Genomic DNA, 26,240 nt, shown 5'->3' on the forward strand with positions numbered 1-26,240 from the left:
GGATCGCTCGCCGGAGTTGCAGAAATTGTCGGTAGCGCATCCGACTCGTCCGTCACCTAATGGCAGTTCTTCCAGCTATTGAAGCCAAGAGCGACCAGTCCACTCTCGGCCCAATTGCTGATCTTCTCAGGTTCGATTGCGCCAATCAAAGGCGGTCACCCGTGGCTCTCGAACGACCGCCTCTGTTTCAAATTTCAGTCCTCTCAGCGAGCAATAAGGCGTCTTCGACGTCGACCCCCAAATAGCGGACAGTGTTTTCGATCTTGGAGTGGCCAAGCAGAATCTGGATCGCGCGGATATTCCCGGTCGCCCGATAGATCATCGCAGCCTTCGTGCGGCGCAGTGAATGCGTGCCGTATTCGGCGTTGCGCAAACCAATTGCTGTCACCCACTCGTCAACGAGGCGCGCATACTGGCGCGTGCTCATATGATTAGAATGGTCGATCCGGCTTGGAAAAAGATGGTCGACAGTCGAACCACCGCGCCTTTCTAGCCAGGATAAAAGGCTCGCACGCACGTCGCTCGTGAGTTCGAACTGAACCGGTCGGCGAGTTTTCTGCTGGATTACAATGGCTCGGGTGCGGATGTCCTCCCCAGCAACAACGTCGCCGATCTTGATCTTCACCAGATCGCAGCCTCGCAACTTGCTGTCGATTGCCAAGTCGAAAAGCGCGCGGTCTCGCATGCGCCCCTCTCGATCCAGGAAAAAGCGGATCGCCCAAATCTGCTTTTGGGTGAGAGGCCGCTTGGTGCCGACCGTCTTGCCAGCATTCCATGCAGCGCGGCCGTCCATCGCGGGATCAAATTGTGAGTAACCCATTTTCGTTCTCCGTGGCCGGGATTGGCCGACGAATTAAACGAATGGATGTGGGGCGAGTGCTGGGCCGACAGCTGCCGTTCCGGTGTTCTTAGTTAGGGCCACGTTCGCTGCCGTTCGCCTAACGGCCCAATTGCGGGCATTGGTATTGGGGAATTAAGCCGTCTCTTAATAGAGTATGCAATCAAATCAAACGTAACTGGCGGAACAGGTGGGATTCGAACCGATCAACTAAGCCAATGAATTTATACATGGAATCAAATTGTTACTCGTAGAGTACACCTTAGGTTTCCCCACATTGGATCGTGATGGAGCTCTAGCATGTAATTGGCGATCTGGACGAACATAACAACCACGATCGCAACTGGAGTGACGAGTTGTTAATTGAGCGTAATCCCAGCGAGGATTGTCTCAAGAGTTCGAGAACTTGATTCCTTGTGCAAGCGGTAGTTCACCTGAATAGTTGATAGTCGCTGTTTGGCGCCGCATATAGCTTTTCCAAGCATCTGAGCCGCTTTCGCGACCTCCTCCAGTATCTTTTTCGCCCCCGAAGGCACCACCGATTTCTGCTCCTGATGGGCCAATATTCACATTCGCAATGCCGCAGTCTGATCCGCTGGACGATAAAAAAATCTCAGCCTCGCGCATGTCAGTCGTAAATATGCATGAAGACAAGCCTTGCCGGACTTCGTTCTGTGCCGTGATGGCTTGATCGAGATCCCTATATTTCATGACATATAATACAGGTGCGAATGTTTCATTTTGGACGATCGCAGTTTGGCTGTCCATTTCGACGATTGCGGGGCGGACATAGGCGGCGTCGGGATATTCGTTGGTCAACACCGGCTCGCCCCCGAACACCCGCCCACCGTCGTCGCGGGCTTCGTTTAGCGCATTTTGCATTGCCGCGCGTGCCGGATGGTCAATCAGCGGTCCGACCAGCGCACCTTCGTCGAGCGGATTCGCTACAGGTAGGCTGTCATAGGCCGATTTGATGCTCGCCATCAGTGGCTTGTAGATGCTCTCGTGGACGATCAGCCGGCGCAGGCTGGTGCAGCGCTGACCGGCAGTTCCGACCGCCGAAAATACGATCGCACGTTGTGCCAGTTCAAGGTCGGCCGACGGCGTCACGATCATGGCGTTATTGCCGCCGAGCTCGAGGATCGAACGGCCGAGCCGCTCCGATACGACTTGCGCCACCGCTTTGCCCATTCGCGTCGAGCCAGTTGCCGATACAACCGGCACCATCGGGCTCGCGGCAAGCGCTTCACCCGCCTCGCGGCCGCCGATCAACAACTGGCACAGTCCGTCGGGGGCGTCAGGGCCGAACTGGGCGTTCACCCGCTCGCAGATCTTCTGCACAGCGAGCGCGGTCAGCGGCGTCTTTTCCGACGGTTTCCAGATCACCGGATTGCCGCAAACGATCGCCAGCGCGGCGTTCCAGCTCCACACCGCGACGGGGAAATTGAATGCTGAGATGATGCCGACAGGACCGACCGGGTGCCAGCTTTCTAGCATCTTGTGTCCGGGACGCTCCGACGCGATGACGAGACCGTAAAGCTGGCGCGACAGGCCGACGGCAAAGTCGCAAATGTCGATCATCTCCTGGACCTCGCCGAGGCCCTCCTGCGTGATCTTGCCGCAGTCAATCGTCACGATGTTCGCTAGCGCCTCTTTCTCGCGGCGCAGTTCCTGGCCCAGCAGGCGCACCCATTCGCCGCGTCGCGGCGCCGGGACGTTGCGCCAAGCGATAAACGCCTCTTGCGCACGGTCGATAATCGCCTGAGTATCCGCAGATGTTGCCGTAGGAATCTCGGCGACCGTCGATCCGTCGATAGGCGAGGTTACGACGAGGTCACCGCCCTTCAAGTCGGCTTCAGACAGGCCAGCGGCAGCGAATGCAGTTTGATATGACAATTTATGTCCCTTCAGTGCCGACCAAGGGTACGACACATGTAATAGTTTGCGAATGCCGGGCAGTGAAGAGCGGGTCGAGCCAACAAGAGCGGTATATAAGTGCCGCTTCGCAATCGGCGTGCCGCCGCGCCTGGTCGGCAGCGGCACGCTGAATGCTGGGTGAAAGAATTCCACAGCCCGGCAAGTGCCTTAATTGTCAGCGATGAGCGGGCTTTCGTTAGGGAATAGCAGCAACCAGTCGGCCTCTGCCTGAATTCGAGCGAAGTAGCTCCAGCTGTTGACGTTGATCGACTTGATCAGCCACTCCTTGGCCTTGTCGCGCTCGCCGTTGAGGATGTAATAATTGGCCAGGCTGTAGGCGGTCGATGCGGCGACGCCGTCGGCATCGGCGAACGGCCGGCCGCTGTCTTCCTTGCTGAAGAACGAATTGGCGGCGCGATGGCCCTTGTAGAGCTGGATGCCGTCGAAATAATTGTCCGACCCGCCCTCGGGATGGACCATGAACAGTGTCAGGTCATAGCCGTCGAGCAGCTTGCGGGCGTCCTCGATCCGGCCGCCGCGCGCCAGCGACAGGAACTGCCAATAGGTGTTGGCGGTCTTGGCCTCGGTGTCGAATTCGAACGCCGCGACCTGCGACGACAGGTCGAAATATTTCGCCGCATTGGCGAAATCGTGCTTGGCGAAATAGGCCTGGCCGAGGTGGTAATAGAGATAATATTGCACGACGTCGGGTGTGCTGGTGAAATAGTCGGGGCCCAGCTTCTCGCGTTCGAGCGGCTGGTTCTTGTAGATCGCCTCGGCCTTGAGCCCGGTCTCGATCGACTTGTCGAACTGGCGCAGCGAGAACTGGCGATGCGCGAGGTGGCGCAGCAGCTTGCCCGAATTGGGGAAGCGGCGCAGCGCGGTCGTATATACCTCGGCCGATTCCTTGGCATAGCCCTGGTAGAACAGGACGCGCCCGTACCAGGTTGCGGTGTCGACCGTCATGTTGCGCTCGAAAGCCGCCTTGGCATCGGCCGCGGCGCGCGCCAGCAGCGCGGGGTCGGCGACGTTCTTGTTGCCGTCAGGCGCGGTCACCATGCGCTCGTTGAGCAGCGACATGCCCTGGAAGCTTCCGTGGTCGTCGTACGCCGCGCTGGCGGGAACGGCGATCAGCAGGGCCGCGCCCAGTGCGGCGGAAGGAATCAATCGGCGGATCATCATGTTTCTCCAAATCTGCAAACGTCCATGGGCCGGCGCTGCTGCTCCCGATCGGAAGCCGAGAGCGCTCGTCGGCGTGCCCCAGCACTACACCGTTGAGGAAATTTTCATATAGGAAATATTAGCCGATCGGCATATTTTTTTCGCTTCCTCATTCGCCGCCCGATATAAATAGTCCCGTAAACCGCCGACTTCCTAAACGTCCAAGCGATGGATCTCACGTCTTCGCGATAGGGGATAGCGCATAAAAATAGGCTATTTAAGGACGATAAGCTCCCGGAGGAGCGTGCGCCTGCCGAACGTATGCAAGATTCTGCTAGACGGATAATTATTTTATGATAGGAAATATACCAACGGTGGCGTTCACGGCGGGAAGTCGCGAGCGCAGATCGACCTAACGGGATTTTTGGGAGGGAATTATGTCGAAGTTTCTATCACGCTTGGTTCTGCCATCGGTTATCGCCGCCGTCGCGATAACCCCCCAGGCTCACGCGCAGACTATTGCTAAGGAAGACGTCGCAGGCGAAGGGGAGGCGACCGACCAGCAAGCCCGCGAGGCATCGTCGATCGTCGTGATCGGCTCGCGTCGCAAGGATCGTTCGATCACCGATAGTGCAGTCGCGATCGACGTCATCCAGCCTGAGGCAATCGTTACCACCGGCTATACCGATCTCAACGACGCGCTGCGCTCGCTGGTCCCCGCGATTAACGTCAAGCGCCTGCAGGGCAACGACGGCTCGTCGTTTGTGCGCCCGGTCACTCTGCGCGGCTCGCCACCCGATCACGTCCTTTTGCTGCTCAACGGCAAACGCCGCCACCGTTCGGCGATCGTCCAAATCGGCACCGGCCACGCGACCACTTCGGGTTCGCAGGGACAGGACTTCAACGTCATTCCCCCGATCGCATTTTCCAGTATCCAGGTGCTGCGCGACGGCGCATCGGCGCAATATGGTTCGGACGCCATCGCCGGTGTCGTCAACCTGACGCTCAAGGATGACGTCAGCGGGGGCTCGATGCTTACCCAGGTCGGCCAGTATTACGATGTTGGCGGCCGCACCTACGACATCCAGGGTCATTATGCCCTCGGACTTGGCGCGACCGGCTACCTCAACCTCAGCGCGCAATACACTCACCAGGCGAAGACTTGGCTCGGTGGCCTCAACAACGGCGCAGAGGCGTTGCGCGACCAGGGCGTCGCCGACGTACCGATCAACAACGCGGGCAACGGCGAGCCGTACTACGAAGCGGTCAAGACGGTCTGGAACGCCGGCGTCTCGCTTGGCGGCGATCTCGAGGCCTATATGTTCGGCAACTATATGCGCGCCGACAGCTCGGTCACTTTCTTCTACCGCCAGTCGATGGCGGCAGGCGGCCTCCCGGCGCATTCGACCTACGCCGATTCGGCATTCGACAATAGCGCCGCCTATCCGGGTACCTTCGACCTGAGGTCGATCTACCCCGGTGGCTTCACGCCCGAATTCGCCGGCCGGACCGACGATTTCAGCACCGTCGTCGGCATCCGCGATACCGAGGGCGCGTTCAACTGGGATCTCTCGGCGCGGCTCGGCAACAACAAGGTCGACTATTCGATCTACAACACGATCAACCCGTCGCTCGGCGCGGCCTCGCCGACCAGCTTCAAGCCGGGTTCGCTGACCCAGCGCGAGGTCCAGCTCGACGCCGAGGCATCGTACGCGATCGCCAACGACGTCTTCGCCGGCGAGATCCTCGTTTTCGGTGGCGCCAGCTACCGCAAGGAAACCTACAAGATCGGTGCCGGCGATGCCGCTTCGTATAGCGTCGGGCCGCTACGCGACCTGCCGGTCGGATCGAACGGCTTCCAGGGCTTCAGCCCCGATATCGCCGGAAGCTTCACCTCGTCCAGCTACGCGCTGTTCGCCGAAACTGACGTCGATCTCACTGATTCGCTCAGCCTTTCGGTCGCTGGTCGCTACGAGGATTACGAGCAGTTCGGCAGCAATTTCAGCTACAAGGCCGCTTCGCGGTTCGAGCTGTCCGACCTGCTGGCGATCCGCGGATCGATCAGCACGGGCTTCCGCGCCCCGGCCGCCGGCCAGCTGTTCGGCAGCAGTCAGACCTCGCAGATCAATGCGCAGAACGAGTTTATCCTCGATGCGGTGCTGATCCCGGGTTCGCCCGCGGCAAAGATCTTCGGGTCTGATCCGCTCAAGCCCGAAACCTCGTTCAACATGTCGGCGGGTATCGTCATCACGGGGACGAAGAATTTTCTCACGACGATCGATTTCTACCAGATCGACGTCGACGACCGCCTGTTGCTGACGCCGTCGATCAACACGACCGCGGCCCAGCGGGCGCAGCTTGCCGCGATCGGCTTTCCGAACGGCGCGTCGGTCCAGCAGGTCCGTTACTTCCAGAACAAGCTCAATACGCGCGTTCGCGGCTTCGACATCGTCTCGACCTACCGCTTCGACTGGGGCAATCGCAACTCAACCAACCTCAGCTTGGCGGTCAATTATAACGAGCAGAAGCTGCGAACCGATCCGACCGCCTTTTTCGGCGCAGGCACTATCATCGAGTTCGAACGCGGCCTGCCTCGCTGGAGGGGTAATCTCACCGCGACTAATACCTTCGGCGACTTCAGCCTTATGACTCGCGCCAACTATTACGGCAGTTGGAAACGCCGCAACGGCAACGACTTCCTCCAGCGCGATCCGGCGGTCCTCTTCGATGCCGAGATCACCTACTCGGGGATCGACAACATCGACCTCAGCGTCGGCGCGCGCAACCTGTTCAACAAGTTCCCGCCCGATCGCGGTCCGGGGTTGAAAGCGGTCGGCCTGATCTACGACAACCACAGCGTCTTCGGCGTCAGCGGCGGCTTCTATTACCTCAATGCCAAGCTGAAGTTCTGAGCGGGGGAGCGGCCGGACGAGTCTGTCTTTCCCCTGAGGCAGGATCGTCCAGGCCATAATATGGCTGATCGGAAATTCTTCCCCGTTCAGCCGGGACGTGGTAGGGGCATCGCACTGATAAACGTCAGCGCGGTGCCCCGCTTCGCCTGAGTTGTCCATATTCGGAGAAGGCCGTGACGCGCGACTACAAGGAAGCTCCCGATTTTCTGCACGATGTGCGCAATCCGCGGAAACGGCGCAGCGAACTGCTCCATCTCGGCGAGCGCGTTCGCCAGCTGCGCAAGGAAAAGGGGCTGACGCTCGAAGATGCGGGAAAGCTCACCGCGCTCGCCGCCTCGACGCTATCGAAGATCGAAAACGACCAGATGTCGCCGACTTTCGACGTCGTGCAGAAACTGGCGCAAGGTTTCGATATCGACATTACCGAGCTGTTCGCGCCTAAGCCGGGGCAGGATGCCAGCGGCAGGCGCAGCGTCACGCTCGCCGGTGCCGGGCGCGAAATGGAAACTCCGGCGTACAAGCATAAGCTGCTGGCGACCGAACTGACGCACAAGAAGATCCTGCCCTTCGTCACGACGATTAAGGCGCGCAACCTCGACGATTTCACCCATTGGTCGAACCACGCCGGTGAAGAATTCCTCTACGTGCTCGAAGGCGAGGTTTGCTTCCATACCGAGCATTACGAGCCGGTCATCCTCGGCAAGGGCGATAACATCTATATCGACAGCAGCATGCGCCATGCCTGCTATACGACGAGCGAGACCGACGCCGTCGTCATCTGGATCAACACCGGCTAGGCACGGCCGCGCGGACGCGCCGAAAGCGCTTGCGAGAGATTTTCCGATCAGCTAAGATATTTCTGATAAAGAAATAAGGGGATCGGACATGGACCGTCGACAATTTATCAATTCGAGTGCCGCACTCGGCGCGCTGGCAATGGCTTCGCCGCTGTTCGCCGCCCAAGCAAAACGCCGGCTGACCTTCGATGCGATGGGTGAAGTCCGCTTCGAATATACCCCGGAGCTGGTCCGGGAGATGCGCGACAGCGGGCTCGATGCCATCGCTGTGACGCTGTGCGATCCCAAATATTTCGAGGGCGAGGCCTATGACGTCGCGGTCGAGGCGGTGCTCGCCCACGATCGCCATATCAAGGCGCATCCCGCCCAGTTCCTCAAGGCGACCAGCGCCACCGACATCGAACGCGCGCGCGCCAACGGCCAGATCGCGATCTTCTATCTGTTCCAGAACAGCACCCAGTTCGGGCGCGACCTCGACAATGTCGACCTGTTCTACAATCTCGGCGTGCGCTCGTCGCAGATCACCTACAATTACCAGAACTGGGCGGGCGCGGGCTGCAAGGAACTCGGCGATCACGGCCTGACCGTGTTCGGGCGCTCGCTGGTCGAACGGATGAACCAGCTCGGCATGCTGATCGACCTGTCGCATTCGAACATGCGCACGATGGCCGATACGATCTCGCATTCGAAACAGCCGGTGGTCATCTCGCACACCGCGTGCATGGCGGTCCACGCCAACACGCGCAACACGACCGACGAAAACCTGCGGCTGCTCGCGGGGGCCGGCGGTGTCGTCGGCATCTGCCAGATGCGGCCCTTCCTGACGCACAAGCACGCCGGCGCGCTGGCCGATTATTTCGCCCATATCGACCATGCGGTGCGCGTCGCCGGAGCCGATCATGTCGCCATCGGCAGCGACCGCGATCACCGCCGGGTCAAGATGACCGATGCATATATCGCCGAGCTGAAACGCGAAGAGGGCGCCAATTTCAACCCCGACGAATGGCCGCTCTATATCGACGAGCTCAACGGACCGACGCGGATGGAGGTCGTCTGGGACGGCGTCAGGAAGCTCGGCTACAGCGCCGCCGACGTCGACAAGATCATGGGTGAGAACCTGCGCCGCGTGTACCAGGAGGTCGTGGGATGAGCACTACCCTCCGCCTCGCTGCACTCGCCGTCGGCCTGCTCCTCGCCGCCGCTCCTGCTGCTGCCACCACCACTGGCGACAGCGTCCCGGTCGACAGTGCCGCCGCCGGTTTCTGCGACGCCACGCTCATCGGCACCGCGCTGCGCGCGCCCGATTTCGCGCCCGCGACGCAGAAAAAGATCGACGAGGATATCGCCATCGCGCGCGCCGCGCTCGCGATCGCGCCCGATCGCGAGGACAGCTATTTCTGGCTCGGACGCCGGCTCGGTTATGCCGGACGCTTCTGCGAGGCGGTCGACGTCTTCACCCGCGGCCTCGCGGTCTTTCCCGACAGCTATGCGCTGCTGCGCTATCGCGGCCGCCATCTCGCGCGCGTCCGCCAGTTCGATCTGGCGCTCGCCGATTACCAGCGGGCGATGGACCTGATGTCGGGCCAGCTCGATTATTTCGAACCCGATGGCCTGCCCAACCGGATCGGGCTGACGCTCGGGACCTACAAGAGCAACATCATCTATTACCATGCCCAGACCAGCTTTGCGGTCGGCGACTATCACCGTGTGGTCGAAGGCATGGCGCGCTCTTATACGCTGGTGCCGGTCTTCTCGCGCGACGACATGCTGCCGCCGACCGCCTACTGGACCTATCTCGCCTATCGCAAGCTCGGCATGGTCGACGAAGCGCGCCGCGCGGTCGCCGATATCCCTGCCGACCTTCAGCTCGTCGAGAACGCCGAATATTATCGCGCGGTCCAGATGATGCAGGGGCGGATCTCGCCCGACGACCTCGCCGACAGCAGCGACAGCACGATCAAGTTCGCGGTCGCGATGGAGCGGCGCTTCAACGGCGAGGAAGCCGAGGCGAAACGCCTGCTGCGCGAAATCGTCGACGATAGCGCGCAGGGCCACTGGCCCGCCGAGAGCGAGCTGCTCGCGCCCGACCGAATGGTCTCGAACTGATCCCGGTAGCGGGCGGGCCTGGCGCTCGCCCGCTCCGCTCTATTTAAAAAACAGGACGAATGCGATGACCGATCTGGCTGCCGACCAACCCGAATTCCGCTGGTCATCGAGACTGTCCTTCGTCCTCGTCGCCAGCGGTTTCGCCGTCGGTCTCGGCAATATCTGGCGTTTTCCCTATATGACGGGCGAAAACGGCGGCGCCGCCTTCCTGCTCATCTATCTCGCCTGCGCCTTCGGCATCGGCGTGCCGCTGATCATGGCCGAACTGATGCTCGGTCGCCGCGGCAAAAAGGGGATCGTCGGCAGCATCCGTGCCGTCGCCGCCGAGAGCAAGGCGAGCAGGGGCTGGAGCTGGATCGGCATCTTCGCGCTCACCGCGACCTTCGCAATCCTCGTCTATTATGTCGTCATCGCCGGCTGGACGCTCGACTATATCGTCCGCTCGGGGGCGGGCAGCTTCGCCGACATGCGCCCGGCGCAATCGATTGCCGCCTTCGACGCGCTGATGGCGAGCCCGGGACGGATGATCTTCTGGGGCGCGTGCGTCGTCGTGATGATGGCGCTCGTCGTCGGCAAGGGGCTCAAGAACGGCATCGAAAAGGTCACGACGATCTTGATGCCGGTGTTCTTCGCAGGGCTAGTGCTGCTCTCGATCTACGCAATGATCGTCGGCGATATGGGCCAAGCGGTGCGCTTCCTGTTCTTTCCGGACTTCAGCAAGATCGACGGCAATACCGTCATCATGGCGGTGGGCCAGGCATTCTTCTCGGTCGGCGTCGGCTTCGGTACGATGGTCAGCTTCGGCGGCTATCTCGACAAGGATACCTCGATCGCCGGTGTCGCGGGCACGATCGTTGCGGCCGATACCGGCGTTGCGCTGCTCGCTGGCCTTACAATCTTCCCTTTTGTATTCCAGTATGGGCTCGAAATCGCCTCTGGGCCCGGCCTCGTCTTCGAAACGCTCCCCGTCGCCTTCGGTGCGATGCCAGGCGGCAGCCTCGTCGGCGTCGCCTTTTTCCTGCTGCTGTTCCTCGCTGCGATCACCTCGTGCATCGGTTTGCTCGAACCGCTAGTGTCGTACACTATCGAGAAGTTCGGCATGACACGGCCAATAGCCACCGCAATCCTCGGCGGCCTGATCTGGGTGCTCGGCTTCGCGACCGTGTTTTCTTTCAACCATTGGGACGATTTATATCCATTGGCGTGGACCGGGATGTTCGCCGACAGCACGATCTATATCGTGCAGGATATGATCGCGGTAAACTTCATCCTGCCCGTCGGCGCATTGCTCACCGCGATCTTCATGGGCTGGATAACGCACAAGGATATCTGGCGGAACGAACTTTCGTCGTCCTCCCGGCTGGTACAATCGCTCTGGCTGTTTGCGGTCAGGTTCGTGGCGCCGGTGACCATCATCCTCATCCTCGCGTTTGCGTATATCGGATAGATCTCCGTTCTAAGATACGAATACGGACATACCAATCGTTGTGAGCGAGCCGCTACCGGTTCAGACGCTATCGATGGTTTGCAGATTGCCTCGCTAAATATTGATGCCAGACGCATGCGAAACCAATGCGCCGGCTTCATAATAATGGCGCTTTAACGACGAAAACCGCTCGGCATATTTTGTAATGGGTTCAATCGGGAGATGGGCAAAGTCATTCTCCCGTAAGGCGCGAGATGCTGCAGCCCCAAAGACCGTTCCGGGCCCGATGCCTCGACCTGAGTAACCGAAACAGGCTAGCGCATTTGGACCTACTTCGAAGATCTTCGGAATATGGTCCGATGTCATCGCGATATTGCCGGCCCAGTGATAGTCGAACTGATCAATGACTAATTCCGGAAACAGCTCGGTTATTTTTTTGCGAGCCCAATTCAGATGAATCTGGTGGGCAGGGCTATCCAAACGACCGACGCCACCGATAATGAGTCGCCCTGCTTCGTCCTTTCGGAATGACGACATAACCAACGCAGTATCCCAGCATCCTTCACCACCTGGCAGTATTTTTGCTAACTGGGCTGCGGGCAGGGGCGGCGTTGCACATTGGAAATAGCTGACTTTGGTGAAGTTGGGACGGAGTATATCTTCCATTCCGACCTGATAGGCATTGGTCGCAATCAGCAATGAATTTCCAACTACGGACCCGTCCGCGCACCCGACGTGCCAAGTCCCATTTTTGTGTGTGATCGATATTACCGGCGAGTGTTCGTAGATTCCCGCGCCGTGTGTTTGCGCCGCCCGAGCAAGTCCCCTGCAGTACGACAAGGGTTGTATCGTTCCAGCGCGCGGATCGAACATTGCGCCGAAGAAACGATAAGAACCGGTTCGCTCGCTCGTCTCCTCTTCGTTCAGAAGTTGGTACGGTGCGCCATGGCTTAGCCCTTGATTGAACCGGTCTCTAAGATCCTTGAGCCCTGACGGTGAGTGGGCGCAATGTAATGTACCGCCACGAGTGCCTTCGCAGTCGATCGCGTGACGGTCGATGAGGCCGAACACGTCATCAGGTGCGCGACTTAAGACATCGACCAATTTCGCACCTGCACGCTTACCCAATTGGTCACATACGCGCTCGGGAGGCAACCACAGCCCGGCATTCACAAGCCCAACGTTACGCCCGGAGCCACCAAATCCGACCTCCCGTGCATCGAGAAGGCAGACAGACGTACCTGCTTGTGCCGCCTCAAGAGCGGCAGATACCCCCGTAAACCCGCCCCCAATGATGACCAAATCGGTGCTGATATGGCTTGCCAGCGGGCGTGAGGACAGACGCTCCACACAACTGCTTTGCCAGAGCGAAACGTTCGGATCTAATTTCATGCCTCATCTTACATCAGGTGCGCCCAGAATCATATTATTTGAAGGTTCGGTTTGCAGGGGAAGGGGGGGTATAGCTTTGACTTTTCAGCTAACACACTCCTGCCCTCCCATAGCCGCTCGCGATGATACGCTAGCACAATCGACCTCTCAGGAATTAGTACCAATTGCGATCGGCGAGGAGGCTAATCGGCGCGTTTAGCCTCGGCTAATCCACACATAGGGCTCGCCGACTTTTACGAATGTCCGCTGCCCACCGAATTCCCGACATTACGGTCTAGCCAGCGTCAAGAATGGCGGACGATCCGCTTTCGGGGACGTGCAACGTCGTCGGCAATGACCGGATAAGGGCGCAAAGCGGTCACATTTTCTCCAACAACTTGCGGAGCATTGATTGCCATCCCCGGACATGGGGAATGCGGTGAACGCTTGGGTCGCGGCGTTTGATGAGCTCGGTGCGGCTGAGCTTAGTCAAAGCCTCCCAGTTCTCTTCGAACAGATAAAGCGCATTTCCATATTCAAGGTTCTCGAGTGCCACTAGGCGGGCACCAAATTTTGCGCCGAAATACTGCGCGAACATTCCTGAACCAACAATGTAGCCGTCATGTTCAAGGCGATCGAGCACGCGTATTCTGTCTGCAGCGACCTGCATCCTGGCATCGTTGGAGCTCCTGCCGGTGGCTAGTCGCTTCAATACCTCCTCACACGAACCGCGCGGCAAAAATTCCCAACCGACCGCTTGTATGTTGGCAAAGTCATCCTCGGTGAAGTCGGCGCTGTAGACGTGCGCATCACCTACCGCTTCACGAAGGAGGCGCAGGTTGAAAGCAAGATCACGCTCAAAGTTGGCATTGTCACGAGCGAGGGGCTGATCAACTCGGAACCGAACGGAGAATTTTTCTTCGATCGGCGACCTCAACACGACCGCTGATAGGGTTAGCAGCTTGGCGGAATGATATTCGACCGGCCAGGCTTCAACCGTTCGGCTGACGAGGTGATAACCGCTTCCATTCCAGCTCGGCGCCCAGTTGGATATCTCGCGGGATTCTTTTTGAAGATCTCTACGTTTGTCCTCCCACCCGTCGAGATTCCGGCGCGCCTGCGCGCCGCAACTTCGCGGAGGAGGCGCAGCCTTACCAGCAATGATACTGCCTTGCTCCATGCGGATGCCAAGGTGGGCGTAGCGGTCGACGTCCTCCAGCCCGATTTGGACGACTGCGGCTACCACGATCTGGTCTCCTTTCGTCAGGTCCAGTTCGCGGCGAATTGCCTGAGATAATTTGACGGGGCGAGGAGTCATGGTTTGTCACCATGATCATCCGTAATGGTTGGATGGAACCTGTCGGTGAGACGCTTCTGATAGCGTTCGGGTAGCGGGCCGTTTATTTTGTCGTAGAGCTCGACAGCCCGCTTCCAGTCGCCCGCCAGCGAGCTCAGAGACTTTGTATCCGGTCCCCGGCTCTGCCTTGCTTGACGGTAGCCAGTGGCGAAGTTCGTGACCTCTTCCTGTTGTTCATCGCGAAATTCCAGAAGGCGATCCCAGCGCTTCTTCTCTTCGGGCGTGATCGGCCCCTCGTAGTGCACTTCTGCGGTGCGAGTATTAATGATGACATCGTCTGGGTGGGGGAGCGGTTGAGGTTCAGGTAGTCCTCGTTCGCGCGCACGCTCGATCGCTTGCTCCCAGTTCCACTTGTATTCGACAGCGGTCGCGAAGTGATCCACGCGAAGCTTGCGATCCTCGTCCTCAATTCCTCGAACGAGCTCAGCCATCGTCGATTGCGCGAGACGATTGCCTTTCATTGCCGAGACACCGAGCGACCTAAACACCGCCTTGATGACGGGAAGCTCGATGGTCTTTTCGCCCTCGCGCACGGTAATCGTGCGGTAGGCTTCCTCGAGGAGCATGCGGTTGGCCGGCTGGCTGCCGAAGTCGAGGCCTTGCCCCGGAGGAACAATGTTTTTTGAGCCCTTCGGCCGGCCCTTTGGATTGCCTGAGCGACCCTTCTGGAACCGGTGCTGGGTAGGTGGCTTGCCGTAGCCGACCACGTACTGTCCGTCCTCACGCGGAGAATGCCGGGCCATCAGGCGGCCTCGCTGGCGAGATCGATGCCAAGTCGCGTCTCGGTGAGTCCTTCGAAAGTATCTTTCGTTCCAGACAGCGTGGCGCGTTTGCCGGTGTAGTTTTCCCAGCGCCGAACGATCGTATCGCAGTAGAGCGGATCATATTCGATGAGGCGCGCCAAGCGTCCGGTCTTCTCGGCTGCAATCAGAGTCGAGCCGGAACCACCGAACGCATCGAGTACCACTTCGCCGCGTCGCGAGCAATCGCGCAAGGCATCGGCGATCATTGCGACTGGCTTGACCGTGGGGTGCATGGCGAGCTCATCAGATCGTCCAGCGCCGATCGAGCTGATGCCGGCATAATCCCAAACGTTGGTACGGTACCGGCCTGTCTGACCCAGTCCAAAGCTGTTGGTGTGTTCGGCAGTTCCCTGCTTGAACACGAAGATGAGCTCATGCTTCGAGCGGTAAAACGCCCCCATCCCGCCGTTGGTCTTGTTCCAAACTACCAGGTTCTTGAGTTCGGTGAACGCTTCGTAGCCTGCGCTAAGCAACTCGCCCATGTGCCGCCAGTCCATGCAAACATAGGCGATCGCCCCGTCGCGCATTACGGCAGCTACGTTGCCTAGGGTCTCGCCGAGAAACTCTGTAAACTTCGCGCGACTCATTTCTCCACTGGCGAAGGCAAACTCGCGGTGACGTACTGAGCCCAGGCCGCATACATTGCCGTCAATCTTCACGTTGTACGGCGGATCGGTGAAAACGAGATCGGCCTTGGCTCCTTCCATGAGCATCCCGAAGTCTATCGCGCTTCTGGCATCACCGCAGATCAAGCGGTGACGACCAAGTTGCCAGATGTCGCCGCGGCGCGTGACAGGTGTGCCCGAAGCAAATTCAACGGCATCTTCCGGCGCGTCGGTGGCATCAGGATCGGCATCACCTGCCTCCTCGATCACAAAGTCGACCTCGGCCAAACTGAAGCCGGTCAACTCGACATCGAACTCCAGGTCAACCAACGCCTGCAGTTCGATGGCAAGGATCTCCGTGTCCCATCCTGCATTAAGCGCGAGCTTGTTGTCCGCGAGCACATAAGCGCGCCGTTCGGTCGCGGAGAGATGCGACAGCGCGAGCGTTGGAACAGACTTCCACTTTAGCAGCTTTGCTGCTTCGACCCGACCATGCCCTGCGATGATTTCGCCATCATCCGAGATCAGCACCGGGTTGGTGAACCCGAACCGCTCAATGGAAGATGCGATCTGCTTGATCTGTTTTTTTGAATGGGTTCGCGCGTTGCGCGGATAAGGCTGGAGCGAAGTTATTGCTCGCTCGATAATGCCTGTTGCTGCCACGTGTCCTGCCCCCTGCATAGAGCGCACAGACCAAAGTGCGCCAGCAGCTTATAGCTGAACCAGAGGAACAAATATAGTCCTTATCCGGAACATACATCGTACAAAATGCACGGTCAATCGCAAAGTGATCGATGACAACGCTGCATTGCGACACCACGGTTTGGAGGTGCGTCTAGTTAAACCAGAGACGCTTTGGCGACCCGATCACCAATAACTGATCGCCCTGACCCTTGACGACGGTTGCCTGTTTCACCCGGCGCGAGTTCGCTGTTCCAGAATATGAATTCACTGCAGCGCACATGAAAATTCCCTGTTCCGCGCGTAGGGAAATTAGACCCGTTAACATCGATTTTCTGCGGATCTGGCCGGTCGCTAGGAGCGCGATTGGGTCCTGAAAAAGGTGATTTCCCTGTAGATTCCCTATTAAGCAGGGAAAACCGCGGTGAGACCGGTTCACTCCGGACTGCGTCGCGCACCATTTCACCAGAACCGTCCGGCGGACGGTTCTGGTGAAATTCCCAGGCGCTCCGTCCGCCATGGCTCATGTCCCGACACACAGCCGCGCCGAAGCGCCGCTTGGCTCAATCCCCGCACGCCAGGACAGCCGTGGTTTTCGGCCAGCGCCGTGCCGCGCATTCGCTACAGGCTGATTCGCGCGCTGATGCGGATATCGCGGCCGGACAGCGGGGCGAAGTCCTTGAGGTATGACGAATGGCGGCGCGCATCGACGTCGAAGATGTTGTTCGCCGACAGTGCGAGCGTGACCGGCCGATCGCTTCCCCATGGACGCCAGTTGGCCTCTATATTGGTCAGCGTATAGCCTGCGGTCGGGGTCTCGAAATCGGCGATGCGGGTCTGCTTGTCGACCCATTCGACCTCGCCGCGCAGGTCGAATCTGGGCGCGTTGAAGGCAATGCCGCCGAGCAAACGCAGCGGCGGGATGCGCGGCGCGGTGCCGACGCCGTCGATCGGATTGCGAACGAGGTCGGCAAGCCCGTCGAGCGATACGCGGCTGTCGCCGAAGCGCGCCACGACCGCCGACGCCTGCGCCTCGAAGCCGTAAAGCCGGGCGTTGCCTTGCGTGTTCTTAAAGACCGGCAGGCCGTCGATCACCGCGCCGGTTTGCGCGTCGTAGACGAAGTTCGAAAACCAGGTGTGATAGGCCGACAGTTCGAAATGGTAATCGTCGGTGCCGCCGCGCAGCAGCGCCTCGATCCCCCAGCTTTTTTCGACCTTCAGGCCGGGATTGCCGATTTCATATGTCTGGGTGCCGGCGTGCGGGCCGTTGGCGAACAGCTCTTCGGCTGCCGGCGCGCGTTCGTCGCGCGACAGGTTGAGGCCGATCCGCCAGTCGGGTGTGACGGCGTATGACGCGCCGAGCGAGGCCGACAGCGTCTCGAAACGCTTCGTGCCGTCGAAGAACTGCAGTTGCGTCGCGGTCGGCTGCGAAGCGAGGGTGACATGTTCGAAGCGCGCGCCGGCTTCGAGCTTGACCGGATCGAGGTCGAGCTGCTGGACGCTGAACAGGCTGACATTGGCGGTGGTATTGGCGGGCAGGAAGGCCTCGTCGCCGACGACGTTGAAATCGCGCAGGTTGAAGGCCGCGCCGCTGGTCCCGGTCCAGCCGCCGCGCAGCGCCTGGACGAGTTCGATCCGCCCTTCCATGCCCTTGTTGTAGAAGGTCGTGCCGACCGCACCGTCGCGGGCCAGCTCGCTGTGGCGATAATCGGCATAGGCATAGCGCATCGCGATCCGGTCGATCAGCGCGCCGCCCGCGTCGATTTCGGCGCGCGCGTCGATCCGGTCCTGGGCGAGCGCGAGGCGCGGCGCCTCCTGGTCCTGGCCCGGGCGCGTCGCATAGCGCACCGGGACGCCATAAAGGCTGTCGTAATGGCTGTAGGCGAGGCCGAAATTGCCGCCGTCGCCGATATAGGCGGCGCTTACTGCCGCGGTCCAGGTCTCGCTCGCGGTATTGGGCAGGCGACCCTTGATAGCGGCGTTGGCGGCGAAATCGATCGCATCGGGATTGGCGGGATCGGGCGGGCCGAGCAGCGCAGCGGTGGCGAGCGCCTCGCGCCGGGCTTCGGGCGAGAGTGCATAGCCGCCAATGCGGATGTCGCCGGTCTTGAGATAGCTGCCATCGGCATGAACGACGATGCGGTCGCTGACGGGGACGTCCGCGGCAGCCGCGATCGAGCGCTCGTCGGCCGCGCTGCCATAGGATGCCAGCGCATCGACATGGATCGGCTCGTCGGGGACGCGCCGGGGAATGCGTTTCGACACGACGTTGACGATCCCGCCGATAGCGGCCGAACCGTAAAGCAAGGATTGCGGACCGCGCAGGATCTCGACTCGCTCGGCGAGCAGCGGGTCGACGACGACGGCATGGTCGACCGAAGTATTCGACACGTCGATCGCGCCGATTCCGTCGGTCAGGACGCGGACGCGCTCACCCTGCAGGCCGCGCAGGATCGGGCGCGAGGCGCTGGGGCCGAACGAGGTTGCCGAGACGCCGGGCGAATGGGCGAGCGTCTCGCCAAGCGACGGGCGGATCGCCTGCGTCAACTCGGCCTTGTCGAGCTGATCGACGCCCGACAGAAAATCGGGTCGCGCGCCGGCCTTGCCGACGACGACGATGGCCGGACCGTTGTCATGAAAGTCGCCTTTGACAGCAGGTGCGTCGCCGGGTGCCTGTGCAGCGGCACCCTCAGTTTGCGCCAAGACAGCGGTGGGAAGCGACAGGGCAATGGCGAGGGCGAGAGTCGAACTCAGAGGCTTGGCGTACATGGATGTCTTTCGGAAAAGATATTGGACGAACGCGCACTAGGCGGAAATAACGAATGTTACAACATCACATATGACATTTCGGCGGCGCTTCCGCCCGGTTCGTCGAAAGGTCAATCGGTCGGCACGGCAGGCACAAAAATCATGCCTTGTTAACGCCTCGCGACTACCAATCATGCGATCTATCAAGCGAAAGGACGGCTTTTGTCTGCGATCCGGCATGAATCCTATGGCCAGCCCCCACCGGGTAATGACGGCGTCGGGGAAGATCGTGCGGCGCCCCGTTTCCGGACTCTTTTGCAATCGGCCCGGCTGATCGGCGAAAAAAGCCAGTCATTGTGCATCGTTCGTGACGTTTCGGAAACCGGCATGAAGGTGCGGTTGTTCGGTACCGTCGCGGTCGATGATCGCGTCTGCGTCGAATTCAAGGGCGGCCGGACGGTTTTTGCGAGCGTCAAATGGATCGAAGACCGATTCGCCGGACTGGCGTTCGAAACGCCGATCGATCTGCAGAAGATTTTCGATACCGCACAGCCCGAATACAGCTATCGCGCACCGCGGCTCGAAATCGATGCCACGGCGACGGTGACGTTCGGCCGGGCGAAGCTGCCGATGACGATCCTCGACATTTCGACATCGGGTATCAAGCTCTTGGGCGGCGACGCCCTGATCCGCGGTGAGGACGTCACGATCGACATCGAAGGCCTGGTCAGGTCGAACGCCGTGGTGAAGTGGAAGGCGAGCGATCTCGTCGGGCTCGAACTCGAGCATCCGATTCCGGTCGAGCGTCTCGCCGACTGGGCGAGCAGCCGCGAATTTCGCCGCAGCCTCAGCGATATGGTTTCGATCTAGCGCTGATTTCCAGGCCGCTTAGCGCGCATCGGCGACGATAACCCGCGCGGCGTTATGACCCGGGGCACCGGTCACACCGCCGCCGGGATGGGATCCCGAACCGCACATGTAGAGACCGGCGACTGGCCCGCGATAATCGGCATGGCCGAGCACGGGGCGCGCCGACCACAATTGGTCGAGCGTCATCCGGCCATGGAAGATATCTCCGCCGATCAATCCGAACTTGCGCTCGAGATCGAGCGGCGAGTGGATCTGGCGCGCGATGATCGAGGCGGTAAAGCCGGGGGCATGGCGCTCGACCGTCGCGACAATCGCATCGGCAGCGGCCTCGCGCTCGTCGTCCCATGACCGACCGTCGGGCAAGGTTGGTGCAAAATGCTGGCAGAACAGGCTGGCGACGTGTTGGCCAGCCGGGGCGAGGCTGTCGTCGATGATCGACGGGATCAGCATTTCGACGATCGGGTCTTTAGACCAGCCGTTGAGCTTCGCATCGCAATAGGCGCGGTCCATGTAATCGAGACTCGGCGCCATGACGATGCCCGCGCGCAGATGCTCGCCATCACCGGGCAGCGCGCTGAAGCTGGGCAGCGCATCGAGCGCGACGTTCATCCGGAAGGTGCCCGATCCGACCGCGAAACCGGCGATGCGGCGACGGAAATCGGCGGGCAGGTCGGCAGGGTCGAACAATCGTTCGTAGAGCAGCTTCGGCCCGACATTGGCGATGATCCGCGCCGCGCGCTGTTCGCTGCCATCGGCCAGGCGCACCCCGACCGCGCGGCCGTTTTCGACCAGGACGCGCGCGACCGGCGCATCGGTGACGATCTCGACGCCTGCGTCTTCACATGCGCGTGCCATCGCCTGCGTGATTGCCCCCATGCCGCCAACGACATGGCCCCAGCCGCCCTTGGTCCCGTTGGCCTCGCCGAAGACGTGGTGGAGCAGGACATAGGCGCTGCCCGGCGTATCGGGGCTGGCGTAGTTGCCGACCACCGCATCGAAGCCAAAGGCGGCCTTGACCGGCTCGCTCTCGAACCATTGGTCGAGCAACTGCCGTGCAGATTTGGCGAACAGGTCGATCATGTCGCGCTGCGCCTCGATCGGCAACTTGGCGATCGGCCGGCCCTGGCGCCACGCCGCGACCATCGTGCGCCAGCCGCCGCCGATATTGGGCGGGCATTCGAGCGCGAGTGCGCGCAGCCGGTCGGCGACGCCTTCGAGCATCGCGTAATAGGCGGGCAGGGCTTGCGCATCGGCCTTGGAAAAGCGCGCGAACTCGGCCTGCGTCGCCGCCAGTCCGCCGCCGAGTTTGAGGTAATCGCCGTCGGGCAGCGGCAGGAAATTCGCGATCGGCCGCTCGATCACGCGATAGCCGTGGCGTTCGAGCGCCATGTCGGCGATCACCCTGGGCTGAAGCAGGCTAACGGTATAGCTCGCGGTCGAGTTGCGGAAACCGGGATGGAATTCCTCGGTCACCGCCGCCCCGCCGACGATCGATCGCGCTTCCAGAATACGCACGCGCAGTCCCGCGCGCGCGAGATAATGGCCGCAAACCAATCCGTTATGCCCGCCACCGACAATGATTGCGTCGGGCGTGCCCGTCATAGCAGTCATCCCTGCCAATCAATCACCGCCATCGCCATGCCCCATCCCGACCGATGTCCGACCACCGTCCGAAGTCCCTTCCCAATAATAGGGCAGGCGCTTGGCATTGCCCGTCTCGACCTCGTTCATCGTGCGCGAATCGTAGAGGCGCCCGCCAAGCATGACCTCGGCGACCTGGTCCGAGTTGCGGATGTTGGTCGTCGGGTCGGCGTTGAGGACGACGAGATCGGCAAGCTTGCCGGGCTCGATGCTGCCGATGTCCTTGTCCATCCCCAGCGAGCGCGCCGAGACGATCGTGCCCGCTGCGAGCGCTTCGACCGGCGTGTAACCGCCGCGAACGAACGACCACATTTCCCAGTGCGATCCGATGCCTGCCTGCTGGCCATGCGCACCGATCGCGATCTTGACCCCGGCATTGGCGAGCTTGTGCGCCTCGCGGGCATTGTCGTCGTCGACGAAATCCTCTTCGGGGGCCTTGGTCCGGCGCACCGTGGCGGCGCGCAGGATCGCGGGCGGAGTGTGGATCAGCAGCGGGTTCTTCCACACGTCGGTCGCCTGACGCCAATAGGGATCGCCTGCCAGCCCGCCATAAGTGACGACGAGCGTCGGCGTGTTGTTGGTGGTCGACTGGCCGAAGAACTGGACGACGTCGTCGTAGAACACCATCAGCGGGACGTTATGCTCAAGCGTCGAATTGCCGTCGGCGACGAGTGTCATGTCCATGCCGAAGAGCGAGCCGCCCTCGGCGACGACCTCCATATTCTCGGCGATCGACGCGGCAACGACCATCTGGCGCTGCTCGCGGCGCGGCTGGTTGTAGTTCTTGATCGAATGGCCGCCCTGCGCCTTGATCCGGCGGATGTGCGCGAGCGCGTCGTCATAACTGTTGATCTCGGCATAGATGCCCGGTGCCTTGGCACCATAGACGATCTCTCCGGTCGAGAAGATGCGCGGGCCCAGCAGCTTGCCTGCACGCTGCATTTCGGACGCGTGGAAGATCTCGTCCGAACTCGCCGACGGATCGTGGATCGTCGTCGTGCCGAGCGCCAGGTTCTGGACCAGCGACCAGTTCTGCTGCGGCACCAGCCCGTCCTCACCCTGCGCGCCGTGCGCATGCGCATCGACGAGGCCGGGAATGATCGTCTTGCCGCTGACGTCGATCGTCTTCGCGCCTGACGGGATCTGCACTTCGCCGCGCCGGCCGACCGCGACGATGCGGTCACCCGAAACGACGATCACGCCGTCATCGATGATCGCGCCGTCCTTCACCTGTTGATCGTAGCCCGCCATCGTCACGATCCGCGCGCCGGTCAGCGCGTAGGTCCCGGTCGGCTTGTCGGCCCGTTCGGTCATCGCCAGCGACACCCCGCGCGTCGGGGGGGTGAAGGCGGGCAGCGCGTCCTTGGGCGCGTCGGGCTGCGGCGGTGCGAGCGTGAACATCGCCGCGCGATCGACGGTGTAGAGCGTCGGCCCCATCGACCAGTTCAGCCGCTTGCCGTCCATCGACCAGTTGATGAACTCGGCCCCGCCCTTGCTCGCGCGCGTCGTCGGCAGCGCGTTGCCACCGATCGATGCATCGACCGATTGCGTGCCGGGCAGGATCGGCATCACATAGGCTTCGTAATTCTGCTTGAAGGCGACGAATTCGCCGTCGGGCGAAACGATGAAGTCGCTCGCCAGTTCGCCCGCCGCGTGGACGCGGCGCGTCTCGCCATTCATGTCGGTGCTGATCAGCTGCTGCTTGCCGTCGTCGCTGGCGACCATGAAGACGCGGTCGCTCGTCGCGCCGAACTGAGGCTCGGCGGTGCCCTTGGCAATGAGGCTAGGCGTGCCGCCCGATGCGGCAACGCGATAGACGCCCGGATCTTCGGACCAGCGCCCCGAGGTGAGATAGCCGCCCTCGCGCTTTTCGAAGACGATCGTCTTGCCGTCGGGCGAGAATTGCGGACGCGCATAATGGCCCGGCTGACTGGTCACATTGCGCGCCTTGCCGCCGTTCGGTCCGGTCACGACGATGCGGCCGAGGCCCGCATCGGTCCAGCGAACAAAGGCGAGCGACTGTCCGTCGCGCGACCAGGCGGGATACAATTCGAGGCCGCTGTCGTCGTTGGTCAGCCGCTTTGCCGAGCCGCCGCTGAGCGATTTCACGTAGAGCTTGCCGAGCGTTTCGAAGACGACCTGGCGTCCGTCGGGCGAGACTGCGGCAAAACGCGGGATCGCGGTGGTGAAGCTGGCGGGAGCGACGTCGATCACCGGATGCGGCGCATCGATCACGCCGCGCGTGTCGTTGATCGCAAAGGGAATGACGCGCGCGTTCGATCCGTCGGCATCGACGCGGTTGATGTGTCCGCCGGCCCAGAAGACGATCGACTTGCTGTCGGGGGTCCAGTCCATATTGGGATAGACACCGGTGACCGCCCAGGTTTCCTGCACGTCCTGGTCGAGATTGTCGTAGATCTTGCGCTCCTCGCCCGAGACGAGGTCCTTGACGTAGAGTTTCGACTTGGTCTCCTCGCGGCGGACGAAGGCGATCATCTTGCCGTCGGGCGATGGCGTCGGACGCACTGCACCGCCGAGGCCCGATACCGCGGTCTCGGTCTTGCCGGTATCGATGTCGTATTCGAGGATGTCGAACAGGTCGCCGTTCGAATCCTGCGCATAGATGAAGGTGTTGCCCGGAGTGACGTTCTTGGTGAAATAGATGTGCTTGCCGTCGGGCGCATAGATCGGCTCGCCCAGTTCCTTCTGGAACGATTCGTTGGGCCGCTTGACGAGCTGGATGCCGCTGCCGCCCGAGACATGATAGAGCCAGATCTCGCCGGTGCCGAGTGACCGCCCGGTGGTGAAATGCTTCTTGGCGACGATATAGCGGCCGTCGGGCGACCAGCTCGGCTGGTTCATCAGGCGGAATTTTTCGTTGGTCAGGGGGCGCTTGTCGCTGCCGTCGGCGTTCATGATCCAGATATTGTCGCCGCCGCCGCGATCGGAGGTAAAGGCGATCCGGCTGCCGTCGGGCGACCAGCGTGGGTGGACTTCCCACGCCATGCCCGAAGAGATTCGCGTCGGCGTGCCGCCCGTAATCGGCATCGTATAAATGTCACCGAGCAGCGTGAAGGCGATTCGCTTGCCGTCGGGACTGACATCGACATCCATCCAGCTGCCCTGGTCGGTGTGGATCGCGACCTGGCGGATCGTGCCGTAGGGAGGATTATCGACATCCCATTTCGACGTATCACGTGCCGCGGTTGGCGCGACGGCCTGTTGCGCGGCGGGCGCGGGCGTGCCGCTGCCGGGGACGGGCAGGGCAACGGGCTTGGCCTCGGCGTCGAGGACTTCGTTCTCGGGCGCCTGCGTCTGTTCGACCGGCTTGTCCTGCTGTTCGGGCGGCAGCTGCGCGAATGCCGGCGTGGCGACGAAAGCGGCTGTGGCGAGCAAGAGTGTGACAGAACGGCGCATAGAATTTCCCCTGGGATATGATTTGCGTTTGCCGGACATAGTGGCAGCCAAAACGAGGCGCGCAAGGAAATTGCGTCTCGCGCCGACGCGCACGACGCGCTACCACGCGCGCCATGGCGATTAGCGTATTTGAACTGTTCAAGATCGGCGTGGGCCCTTCGAGCTCGCACACCACCGGGCCGATGGTCGCGGCCGGGCGTTTTGGCGCATGGCTCGCAGAAAACGGGTTCAGCGATCGCGTCGCGCATCTCGTGGTCGATTTCTACGGCTCGCTCGCGCTGACCGGCAAGGGCCATGCATCGGACACCGCGGTCGCCGCCGGGCTCGCCGGCGAGCGTCCCGATACGACGAGCGGTGAAGCGATCGCAGGCCATTGGGCGCGCGCCAATGCCGAGGGGCTGTTGCCGCTGATGGGCGGGCGCGACGTCGCCTTCCATCCGGCGCGCGACATCCGTTTCAACACGCGCCAGAAACAGAAATATCACAGCAATGCGATGGCGTTCGAAGCGTTCGATCACGACGGCTCCAGCCTCGTGCGGCGCGCCTATTATTCGATCGGCGGCGGCTTTGTCGTCAACGAGGACGAGATCGACGACGCAACCAGCGGCGCTGCGACCGATGTGCCCGTCCCGTACGATTTCTGCTCGGGCGAAAAGCTGCTCGCGATCGGCGAGCGCGAGGGGCTGAGCTTTGCCGAAATCGTCATGGCGAACGAGCGTGCACGCGATCCCGACGGCGATATCGAGGCACGGCTCGACCATGTCGCCGCAGCGATGGCGGCCTCGATCGATCGCGGCTGTTGCTCGGGCGGCATCCTCCCCGGCGGGCTCAACGTCAAACGGCGTGCGCCTCAGATCGCCGACGATCTCGACGAAAAGCGGCTGCGCCGTGCCAACGATCCGATGGCCGCGATGGACTGGATCAACCTGTGGGCGATGGCGGTCAACGAGGAGAACGCGGCGGGCGGGCAGGTCGTCACCGCGCCGACCAATGGCGCGGCGGGGATCATCCCCGCGGTGATCCGCCTGTACGAGAAATTCTACGATGGTGACAAAGCAGGCGTGCGCACTTTCCTGCTCACCGCCGGCGCGATCGGCGCGCTCTACAAACGCAATGCGAGCATTTCGGGCGCCGAGGTCGGCTGCCAGGGCGAGGTCGGCGTCGCCTGCTCGATGGCCGCCGCGGGGCTCGCCGCCGCGCTCGGCGCGAGCAATGCGCAGATCGAAAATGCCGCCGAGATCGGCATGGAGCATAATCTCGGCCTGACCTGCGATCCGATCGGCGGGCTCGTGCAGATCCCGTGCATCGAGCGCAATGCGATGGGCGCGGTCAAGGCGATCGACGCTGCGCGCATTGCGATGATCGGCGACGGCACGCACATGGTCAGCCTCGACAAGGTCATCGCGACAATGTTCGCCACCGGGCGCGACATGCGATCGAAATACAAGGAAACGTCGAAGGGCGGCTTGGCGGTGAGCGTGGTCGAGTGTTGATTGCACTGACAATGCCGTGCAACCGTCGCCTACCTCCACACCGCTCACCCTGAGCCTGTCGAAGGGCTTTGAATATCCCGCACTTGCCCCGCGCACC

Annotated in this window: 17 protein-coding genes; 7 read left to right on the forward strand and 10 right to left on the reverse strand. The window is 61.4% G+C overall.

Translation table 11 applies throughout. The features are described 5' to 3' along the window. Positions 1–187: 187 nt before the first annotated feature. The 3 genes from FSZ31_RS03280 to FSZ31_RS03290 form a co-directional block, all read right to left on the reverse strand. Entirely contained in the window at positions 188–820 is a 633-nt protein-coding gene (locus FSZ31_RS03280; RefSeq protein ID WP_147121602.1) for a tyrosine-type recombinase/integrase, read from the reverse strand. Between the two features lie 408 nt (positions 821–1,228). Continuing rightward, complete coding sequence (amaB, locus tag FSZ31_RS03285) at positions 1,229–2,881, reverse strand: L-piperidine-6-carboxylate dehydrogenase (protein ID WP_236643636.1); 1,653 nt, start codon at positions 2,879–2,881, stop codon at positions 1,229–1,231. A 42-nt stretch (positions 2,882–2,923) separates the two neighbouring features. Beyond that, positions 2,924–3,937: a tetratricopeptide repeat protein gene (locus FSZ31_RS03290; RefSeq protein ID WP_147121603.1), complete on the reverse strand. Its 1,014-nt coding sequence runs from the start codon at positions 3,935–3,937 to the stop codon at positions 2,924–2,926. 416 nt (positions 3,938–4,353) lie between these two features. On the opposite strand from FSZ31_RS03290, the gene FSZ31_RS03295 reads away from it, so the two are divergent. The 5 genes from FSZ31_RS03295 to FSZ31_RS03315 all read left to right on the forward strand — a co-directional run bounded on the left by FSZ31_RS03295 (position 4,354) and on the right by FSZ31_RS03315 (position 11,178). After that, complete coding sequence (locus tag FSZ31_RS03295) at positions 4,354–6,828, forward strand: TonB-dependent receptor plug domain-containing protein (RefSeq protein ID WP_147121604.1); 2,475 nt, start codon at positions 4,354–4,356, stop codon at positions 6,826–6,828. A gap of 173 nt (positions 6,829–7,001) precedes the next feature. Beyond that, the gene (locus FSZ31_RS03300) at positions 7,002–7,625 is read left to right on the forward strand and encodes a helix-turn-helix domain-containing protein (protein WP_147121605.1); all 624 of its coding nucleotides are present in this window, start codon (positions 7,002–7,004) and stop codon (positions 7,623–7,625) included. Positions 7,626–7,713: 88 nt separating this feature from the next. Continuing rightward, positions 7,714–8,775: a dipeptidase gene (locus FSZ31_RS03305; RefSeq protein WP_147121606.1), complete on the forward strand. Its 1,062-nt coding sequence runs from the start codon at positions 7,714–7,716 to the stop codon at positions 8,773–8,775. Next, positions 8,772–9,731, forward strand: a complete 960-nt coding sequence (locus FSZ31_RS03310) for a tetratricopeptide repeat protein (RefSeq protein WP_147121607.1) — start codon at positions 8,772–8,774, stop codon at positions 9,729–9,731. The genes FSZ31_RS03305 and FSZ31_RS03310 overlap by 4 nt, the downstream gene beginning before the upstream one ends. Before the next feature lie 64 nt (positions 9,732–9,795). Continuing rightward, positions 9,796–11,178 carry a sodium-dependent transporter gene (locus tag FSZ31_RS03315; RefSeq protein WP_147121608.1) on the forward strand — a complete coding sequence of 461 codons (1,383 nt, stop codon included), beginning with the start codon at positions 9,796–9,798 and terminating at the stop codon, positions 11,176–11,178. A 93-nt stretch (positions 11,179–11,271) separates the two neighbouring features. Here FSZ31_RS03315 and FSZ31_RS03320 read toward each other — a convergent pair whose 3' ends face one another. The 5 genes from FSZ31_RS03320 to FSZ31_RS03340 form a co-directional block, all read right to left on the reverse strand. Then, the gene (locus FSZ31_RS03320) at positions 11,272–12,549 is read right to left on the reverse strand and encodes an NAD(P)/FAD-dependent oxidoreductase (protein WP_147121609.1); all 1,278 of its coding nucleotides are present in this window, start codon (positions 12,547–12,549) and stop codon (positions 11,272–11,274) included. A 358-nt stretch (positions 12,550–12,907) separates the two neighbouring features. Further along, entirely contained in the window at positions 12,908–13,846 is a 939-nt protein-coding gene (locus tag FSZ31_RS03325) for a hypothetical protein (RefSeq protein WP_147121610.1), read from the reverse strand. Beyond that, complete coding sequence (locus tag FSZ31_RS03330; protein WP_147121611.1) at positions 13,843–14,628, reverse strand: DUF5681 domain-containing protein; 786 nt, start codon at positions 14,626–14,628, stop codon at positions 13,843–13,845. The genes FSZ31_RS03325 and FSZ31_RS03330 overlap by 4 nt, the downstream gene beginning before the upstream one ends. Next, the gene (locus FSZ31_RS03335) at positions 14,628–15,956 is read right to left on the reverse strand and encodes a site-specific DNA-methyltransferase (protein WP_236643637.1); all 1,329 of its coding nucleotides are present in this window, start codon (positions 15,954–15,956) and stop codon (positions 14,628–14,630) included. The genes FSZ31_RS03330 and FSZ31_RS03335 overlap by 1 nt, the downstream gene beginning before the upstream one ends. A gap of 639 nt (positions 15,957–16,595) precedes the next feature. Further along, a complete protein-coding gene (locus FSZ31_RS03340; RefSeq protein ID WP_147121613.1) occupies positions 16,596–18,743 on the reverse strand; it encodes a TonB-dependent receptor in 2,148 nt (715 codons plus the stop codon). Between the two features lie 201 nt (positions 18,744–18,944). Between FSZ31_RS03340 and FSZ31_RS03345 the strand changes: the two genes are divergently transcribed. Beyond that, entirely contained in the window at positions 18,945–19,592 is a 648-nt protein-coding gene (locus FSZ31_RS03345) for a PilZ domain-containing protein (protein ID WP_328592387.1), read from the forward strand. Between the two features lie 18 nt (positions 19,593–19,610). On the opposite strand, the gene FSZ31_RS03350 is transcribed toward FSZ31_RS03345, so the two are convergent. Continuing rightward, positions 19,611–21,194, reverse strand: coding sequence for a phytoene desaturase family protein (locus FSZ31_RS03350; RefSeq protein WP_147121615.1), 1,584 nt, complete (start codon positions 21,192–21,194; stop codon positions 19,611–19,613). 18 nt (positions 21,195–21,212) lie between these two features. Next, positions 21,213–24,650, reverse strand: a complete 3,438-nt coding sequence (locus tag FSZ31_RS03355) for an amidohydrolase family protein (RefSeq protein WP_147121616.1) — start codon at positions 24,648–24,650, stop codon at positions 21,213–21,215. 113 nt (positions 24,651–24,763) lie between these two features. On the opposite strand from FSZ31_RS03355, the gene FSZ31_RS03360 reads away from it, so the two are divergent. Next, the gene (locus FSZ31_RS03360) at positions 24,764–26,143 is read left to right on the forward strand and encodes an L-serine ammonia-lyase (protein WP_147121617.1); all 1,380 of its coding nucleotides are present in this window, start codon (positions 24,764–24,766) and stop codon (positions 26,141–26,143) included. The last annotated feature ends 97 nt before the right edge of the window (positions 26,144–26,240 follow it).

The organism is Flavisphingopyxis soli, assembly GCF_007995095.1.
Lineage (GTDB): Bacteria > Pseudomonadota > Alphaproteobacteria > Sphingomonadales > Sphingomonadaceae > Flavisphingopyxis > Flavisphingopyxis soli.